This window comes from Streptomyces sp. NPDC046887 (assembly GCF_040644755.1).
In the GTDB taxonomy this organism is placed as follows: Bacteria; Actinomycetota; Actinomycetes; order Streptomycetales; family Streptomycetaceae; genus Streptomyces; species Streptomyces lichenis.
In genome coordinates, this window is sequence record NZ_JBEYXH010000007.1 from 241,027 (window position 1) to 247,380 (window position 6,354).

A 6,354-nucleotide genomic window follows, 5' to 3' on the forward strand; every position below is an offset into this window, starting at 1 on the left:
CGGAACTACACGCTCGCGCAGGACGCGACAGGGGCGGGGCGATGGAGCAGACACACACCAGTCCGAACGGCACGGCGGCCGGGGCGGCCGCACCGGCCACCCAGCGCCGGGTGCTGGTCGTCGAGGACGACAGCACCATCGTGGAGGCGATCTCCGCCCGGCTGCGCGCCGAGGGCTTCCAGGTGCAGACGGCGACCGACGGGCCGGCGGCGGTGGAGGCGGCCGAGGCGTGGCAGCCGGACCTGATGGTGCTGGACGTGATGCTGCCGGGCTTCGACGGTCTGGAGGTCTGCCGCCGGGTCCAGGCGCAGCGGCCGGTGCCGGTGCTGATGCTCACCGCCCGCGACGACGAGACGGACATGCTGGTCGGTCTCGGGGTCGGCGCGGACGACTACATGACCAAGCCGTTCTCGATGCGGGAGCTGGCGGCCCGAGTCCATGTGCTGCTGCGGCGGATCGAACGGGCCGCACAGGCCGCGGCCGCCCCGCGCAGCGGCATCCTGCGCCTGGGCGAGCTGGAGGTGGACCACGCCCAGCGGCGGGTGCGGGTGCGCGGCGAGGACGTGCATCTGACGCCGACCGAGTTCGACCTGCTGGTCTGCCTGGCCAACACCCCCCGCGCGGTGCTCTCCCGTGAGCAGCTGCTGGCCGAGGTGTGGGACTGGGCGGACGCCTCCGGCACCCGGACCGTGGACAGCCACATCAAGGCGCTGCGCCGGAAGATCGGCGCCGAGCGCATCCGTACGGTGCACGGGGTCGGCTACGCGCTGGAGACGCCCGCGCCATGAGCGGGAGCGGGGGGCGCCAGGCGGCGGACGGGGTGCCCGGGCAGGCCCGGCGGCCCCGTGCGCGCACCCCGCGCCGGGACCGGACCGGCGAGCGTTCGGCGCCGTCCCTGCTGGGGTCGTCCCGGCTGGGTGCGGTCCCGGTGTCGATCAAGACCAAGCTGGGCACCCTGGTGGTGGTCTCGGTCTTCATCACCACCGGGCTGCTGATGGTGGCCCTGCGCACCGAGACCGAGCTGCGCTTCATCACCGTCTTCTCGGTGATCGCCACGCTGCTGATCACCCAGTTCGTGGCGCATGGGCTGACCGCGCCGCTGGACGAGATGAACCGGGTGGCCGGGGCCATCTCGCACGGCGACTACACCTGCCGGGTGCGGGGCGCGGACCGCCGCGACGAGCTGGGCGACCTGGCCTCCACCATCAACCGGATGGCGGACGACCTGGAGTCGGTGGACCGCAACCGCAAGGAGCTGGTGGCCAACGTCTCCCATGAGCTGCGCACCCCGATCGCGGCGCTGCGCGCGGTGCTGGAGAACGTGGTGGACGGCGTCTCGGCGGCCGATCCGGAGACCATGCGGACCGCGCTGAAGCAGACCGAGCGGCTGGGCCGGCTGGTGGAGACGCTGCTGGACCTGTCCCGGCTGGACAACGGGGTGGTGCCGCTGCGGGCCGGCCGCTTCGAGGTGTGGCCGTATCTGTCCGGGGTGCTCAAGGAGGCGAACCTGGCCGCCGCCCAGCGCCGGCTGAGTTCCGGCTCGGGCCACCACACCCGTACCGACGTCCATCTGCATCTGGACGTCTCCCCGCCGGAGCTGACCGCGCACGCGGACGCGGAGCGGCTGCACCAGGTGGTCGCCAACCTGATCGACAACGCGGTCAAGCACTCCCCTCCGCACGGCCGGGTCACGGTGCGGGCGCGGCGCGGGGCGCTGCCGGAGTCGCTGACGCTGGAGGTCCAGGACGAGGGGCCGGGCATTCCGCAGTCGGAGTGGCACAAGGTCTTCGAGCGGTTCAACCGGGGCGGTACGGCCTCCCCGCACGGCCCGGGCAGCGACGGCGGTACGGGACTGGGGCTGGCGATCGCGCGCTGGGCGGTGGATCTGCACGGCGGCCGGATCGGGGTGGCCGAGTCGACGCGCGGCTGCCGGATCCGTGTCACCCTCCCGGGGATCCCGCAGCAGCGCGGTTGACGGTCGAGGTTGACCCACGGCCTTGACGATCGGGTGTGCGCGGGCGGTCCGGAGGCCGGTGGGGTTGACGTAGGGTCGGTAGCCGCGGTTCCGGTTGCCGCCGCCGGTCGAAGTCCGTGTGACGGGGCTCTGACCAGCGGTTGTGTGCCCTGGAACGGTGGCCGTGCTCCGGTTCCCCAGGGGCCGCGGCGACGCGCCCTCCTACCCGTTTGCGGTCGAACCACGCTTGTTTCCCGCCCTTCATTGCCGTGAAACACGTCTCACGATGTGATCTACACGACGATGACGATGCCCGGCCTGCACGTCCGGGCCGGGGAGGCGTAGCCTTTATTTCCGCTGTCCATCACCTTGCGAAGCGGAAGAGGGCGGTTACCGCCGTGTCGTCTCAGTCCCCCAGTAATGCGAGCACTTCGACCGACCAAGACGGCCAGGGCCAGAACCCTGCCGCCGCGTTCGGTGCCAACGAGTGGCTCGTCGACGAGATCTACCAGCAGTACCTCCAGGACCCGAATTCGGTCGATCGCGCCTGGTGGGACTTCTTCGCCGACTACAAGCCGGGCGCCGCCGACGCGGCGGACAAGCCCGCCGAGGCCCCGTCGGGAGCCTCCGCCGCCCAGCCCGCCCAGGGCCAGGTGCCCGCACCGGCCGCCGCACAGCCGGCCGGCGCGCAGCCCGCCCAGGCGAAGGCCGCCGCCCCCCAGGCCGCCCCGGCGCCCGCCGCCCAGCCCGCGCAGAGCAAGCCCGCGCAGGCCCAGGCCGCCGCCCCCGCCGCGAAGCCGCAGGCCGAGCAGCCGAAGACCGAGCAGCCCAAGGCCGCCGCTCCCGCGAAGCCGAAGGCGGCCCAGCCGAAGGCCGCGCCCAAGGCCCAGCAGGCTCCGGAGTCCACCGAGGCTCCGGCCGGTCCCGAGTTCGTGACCCTGCGCGGTCCCTCCGCCGCGGTCGCCAAGAACATGAGCGCCTCGCTGGAGCTGCCGACCGCCACCTCGGTCCGCGCCGTCCCGGTGAAGCTGCTGTTCGACAACCGCATCGTCATCAACAACCACCTCAAGCGGGCCCGCGGCGGGAAGATCTCCTTCACCCACCTCATCGGGTACGCGATGGTGCAGGCCATCAAGGCCATGCCGTCGATGAACAACTCCTTCGCGGTGAAGGACGGCAAGCCCACCCTGGTCAAGCCGGAGCACATCAACTTCGGCCTCGCCATCGACCTGGTGAAGCCCAACGGCGAGCGCCAGCTGGTGGTGGCCGGCATCAAGAAGGCCGAGACCCTCGGCTTCTTCGAGTTCTGGCAGGCGTACGAGGACATCGTCCGCCGCGCCCGGAACAACAAGCTGACCATGGAGGACTTCACCGGGGTCACGGTCTCCCTGACCAACCCCGGCGGTCTGGGCACCGTCCACTCGGTGCCGCGGCTGATGCCCGGTCAGTCCGTCATCATGGGCGTCGGCTCCATGGACTACCCGGCCGAGTTCCAGGGCACCTCCCAGGACACCCTGAACAAGCTGGGCATCTCCAAGGTGATGACCCTCACCTCGACCTACGACCACCGGGTCATCCAGGGCGCCGCCTCCGGCGAGTTCCTGCGGATCGTCGCGAACTTCCTCCTCGGCGAGGACGGTTTCTACGACGACATCTTCAAGTCGCTGCGCATCCCCTACGAGCCGGTGCGCTGGCTCAAGGACATCGACGCCTCGCACGACGACGACGTCACCAAGGCCGCGCGGGTCTTCGAGCTGATCCACTCCTACCGGGTCCGCGGCCATGTGATGGCCGACACCGACCCGCTGGAGTACCGCCAGCGCAAGCACCCCGACCTGGACATCACCGAGCACGGCCTCACCCTGTGGGACCTGGAGCGGGAGTTCGCGGTCGGCGGCTTCGGCGGCAAGTCCATGATGAAGCTGCGCGACATCCTCGGTGTGCTGCGCGACTCGTACTGCCGCACCACCGGCATCGAGTTCATGCACATCCAGGATCCCAAGCAGCGCAAGTGGATCCAGGACCGCGTCGAGCGCCCGCACTCCAAGCCCGAGCGCGAGGAGCAGCTGCGCATCCTGCGCCGGCTCAACGCGGCCGAGGCGTTCGAGACCTTCCTGCAGACCAAGTACGTCGGCCAGAAGCGCTTCTCGCTCGAAGGCGGCGAGTCCGTCATCCCGCTGCTCGACGCGGTCATCGACTCCGCCGCCGAGTCCCGGCTGGACGAGGTCGTCATCGGCATGGCCCACCGCGGCCGGCTGAACGTGCTGGCGAACATCGTCGGCAAGTCGTACGCGCAGATCTTCCGCGAGTTCGAGGGCAACCTCGACCCGAAGTCGATGCACGGCTCCGGCGACGTCAAGTACCACCTGGGCGCCGACGGCACCTTCACCGGCCTGGACGGCGAGCAGATCAAGGTCTCGCTGGTCGCCAACCCCTCGCACCTGGAGGCGGTCGACCCGGTCCTGGAGGGTGTCGTCCGCGCCAAGCAGGACGTCATCAACAAGGGCGGCACCGACTTCACCGTGCTCCCGGTCGCCCTGCACGGCGACGCGGCCTTCGCGGGCCAGGGCGTGGTGGCCGAGACGCTCAACATGTCGCAGCTGCGCGGCTACCGCACCGGCGGCACCGTGCACATCGTCATCAACAACCAGGTCGGCTTCACCGCCGCCCCGGAGTCCTCGCGCTCCTCGATGTACGCCACCGACGTGGCCCGCATGATCGAGGCGCCGATCTTCCATGTGAACGGCGACGACCCCGAGGCCGTGGTCCGGGTCGCGCGGCTGGCCTTCGAGTTCCGCCAGACGTTCAACAAGGACGTGGTGATCGACCTCATCTGCTACCGCCGCCGCGGTCACAACGAGGGCGACAACCCGCAGTTCACCAACCCGCAGATGTACAGCCTGATCGACAAGAAGCGCTCGGTGCGCAAGCTCTACACCGAGTCGCTGATCGGCCGCGGGGACATCACCCTCGAAGAGGCGGAGCAGGCGCTCCAGGACTTCCAGGGCCAGCTGGAGAAGGTCTTCGCGGAGGTCCGCGAGGCCACCTCGCAGCCCGGACCGGCCCATGCGCCCGACGCCCAGGCCGAGTTCCCGGTCTCCGTCAGCACCGGGGTCTCCGCCGAGGTGGTCAAGCAGATCGCCCAGTCCCAGGTGAACGTCCCGGACCGGGTCAAGGTCCACCCCCGTCTCATGCCGCAGCTCCAGCGCCGCGCCGCCTCGGTGGACGACGGCACCATCGACTGGGGCATGGGCGAGACCCTGGCCATCGGCGCGCTGCTGATGGAGGGCGTCCCGGTGCGGCTGTCCGGCCAGGACACCCGCCGCGGCACCTTCGGCCAGCGCCACGCGGTCCTGGTCGACCAGGAGACCGGCGAGGACTACACCCCCCTCCAGTACCTCGCCGAGGACCAGGCCCGCTACAACGTCTACGACTCGCTGCTCAGCGAGTACGCGGCGATGGGCTTCGAGTACGGCTACTCGCTGGCCCGCCCGGACGCCCTGGTGATGTGGGAGGCGCAGTTCGGCGACTTCGTCAACGGCGCCCAGACCGTGGTGGACGAGTTCATCTCCTCCGCCGAGCAGAAGTGGGCGCAGACCTCCGGCGTCACCCTGCTGCTGCCGCACGGCTACGAGGGCCAGGGGCCGGACCACTCCTCGGCCCGCCCCGAGCGCTTCCTCCAGATGTGCGCGCAGAACAACATGACGGTCGCCATGCCGACCCTCCCGTCCAACTACTTCCACCTGCTGCGGTGGCAGGTGCACAACCCGCACCACAAGCCGCTGGTCGTCTTCACCCCGAAGTCGATGCTCCGGCTGAAGGCCGCCGCCTCCAAGGCGGAGGAGTTCACCACCGGCGGCTTCCGCCCGGTGATCGGTGACGAGTCGGTGACCCCGGACGCGGTCCGCAAGGTCGTCTTCTGCGCCGGCAAGGTCTACTACGACCTGGAGGCCGAGCGCCAGAAGCGGGGCGACACCACCACGGCCATCATCCGCGTGGAGCGGCTGTACCCGCTCCCCGGTGCGGAGCTCCAGGCCGAGATCGCCAAGTACCCCCACGCCGAGAAGTACCTCTGGGCCCAGGAGGAGCCGGCCAACCAGGGTGCCTGGCCGTTCATCGCGCTCAACCTGATCGACCACCTGGACCTGGCCGTCGGCGCGGACATCCCGCACGGCGAGCGCCTGCGCCGCATCTCGCGCCCGCACGGCTCGTCCCCGGCCGTCGGCTCCGCCAAGCGCCACCAGGCCGAGCAGGCGCAACTGGTCGCCGAGGTCTTCGACGCCTAGGGCCTGACCGACTCATGGGTGTCCGCGCGGCCGCTGATGGTGAACGTCGGCATCACGAACAGCTCGCCCACGCCCGGCACCAGATTGCAGCGGACCGCGTCGAACTCGGGGTGC

General features: G+C 70.7%; 3 protein-coding genes and 1 pseudogene. 3 read left to right on the forward strand and 1 reads right to left on the reverse strand.

Features of this window, described 5'->3' with window-relative positions; translation table 11 throughout:
• Window positions 1–41: 41 nt before the first annotated feature.
• The 3 genes from ABZ945_RS10535 to ABZ945_RS10545 all read left to right on the forward strand — a co-directional run bounded on the left by ABZ945_RS10535 (window position 42) and on the right by ABZ945_RS10545 (window position 6,240).
• Window positions 42–788 carry a response regulator transcription factor gene (locus ABZ945_RS10535; protein WP_361266743.1) on the forward strand — a complete coding sequence of 249 codons (747 nt, stop codon included), beginning with the start codon at window positions 42–44 and terminating at the stop codon, window positions 786–788.
• Window positions 785–1,975: a HAMP domain-containing sensor histidine kinase gene (locus ABZ945_RS10540; protein WP_361266745.1), complete on the forward strand. Its 1,191-nt coding sequence runs from the start codon at window positions 785–787 to the stop codon at window positions 1,973–1,975. Before ABZ945_RS10535 ends, ABZ945_RS10540 begins: the two co-directional genes overlap by 4 nt.
• Before the next feature lie 377 nt (window positions 1,976–2,352).
• A complete protein-coding gene (locus ABZ945_RS10545; protein ID WP_361266747.1) occupies window positions 2,353–6,240 on the forward strand; it encodes a multifunctional oxoglutarate decarboxylase/oxoglutarate dehydrogenase thiamine pyrophosphate-binding subunit/dihydrolipoyllysine-residue succinyltransferase subunit in 3,888 nt (1,295 codons plus the stop codon).
• Window positions 6,241–6,263: 23 nt separating this feature from the next.
• Here the strand turns inward: ABZ945_RS10545 and ABZ945_RS10550 are convergent.
• Window positions 6,264–6,354 (reverse strand): annotated as a pseudogene (locus tag ABZ945_RS10550) (styrene monooxygenase/indole monooxygenase family protein); the annotation flags it as partial.

What these genes read in the sequence shown, in the direction of transcription:
- ABZ945_RS10535 (WP_361266743.1), top strand. Translation starts at nt 42, where the DNA reads ATGGAGCAGACACACACCAGTCCGAACGGCACGGCGGCCGGGGCGGCC.
- ABZ945_RS10540 (WP_361266745.1), top strand. Translation starts at nt 785, where the DNA reads ATGAGCGGGAGCGGGGGGCGCCAGGCGGCGGACGGGGTGCCCGGGCAG.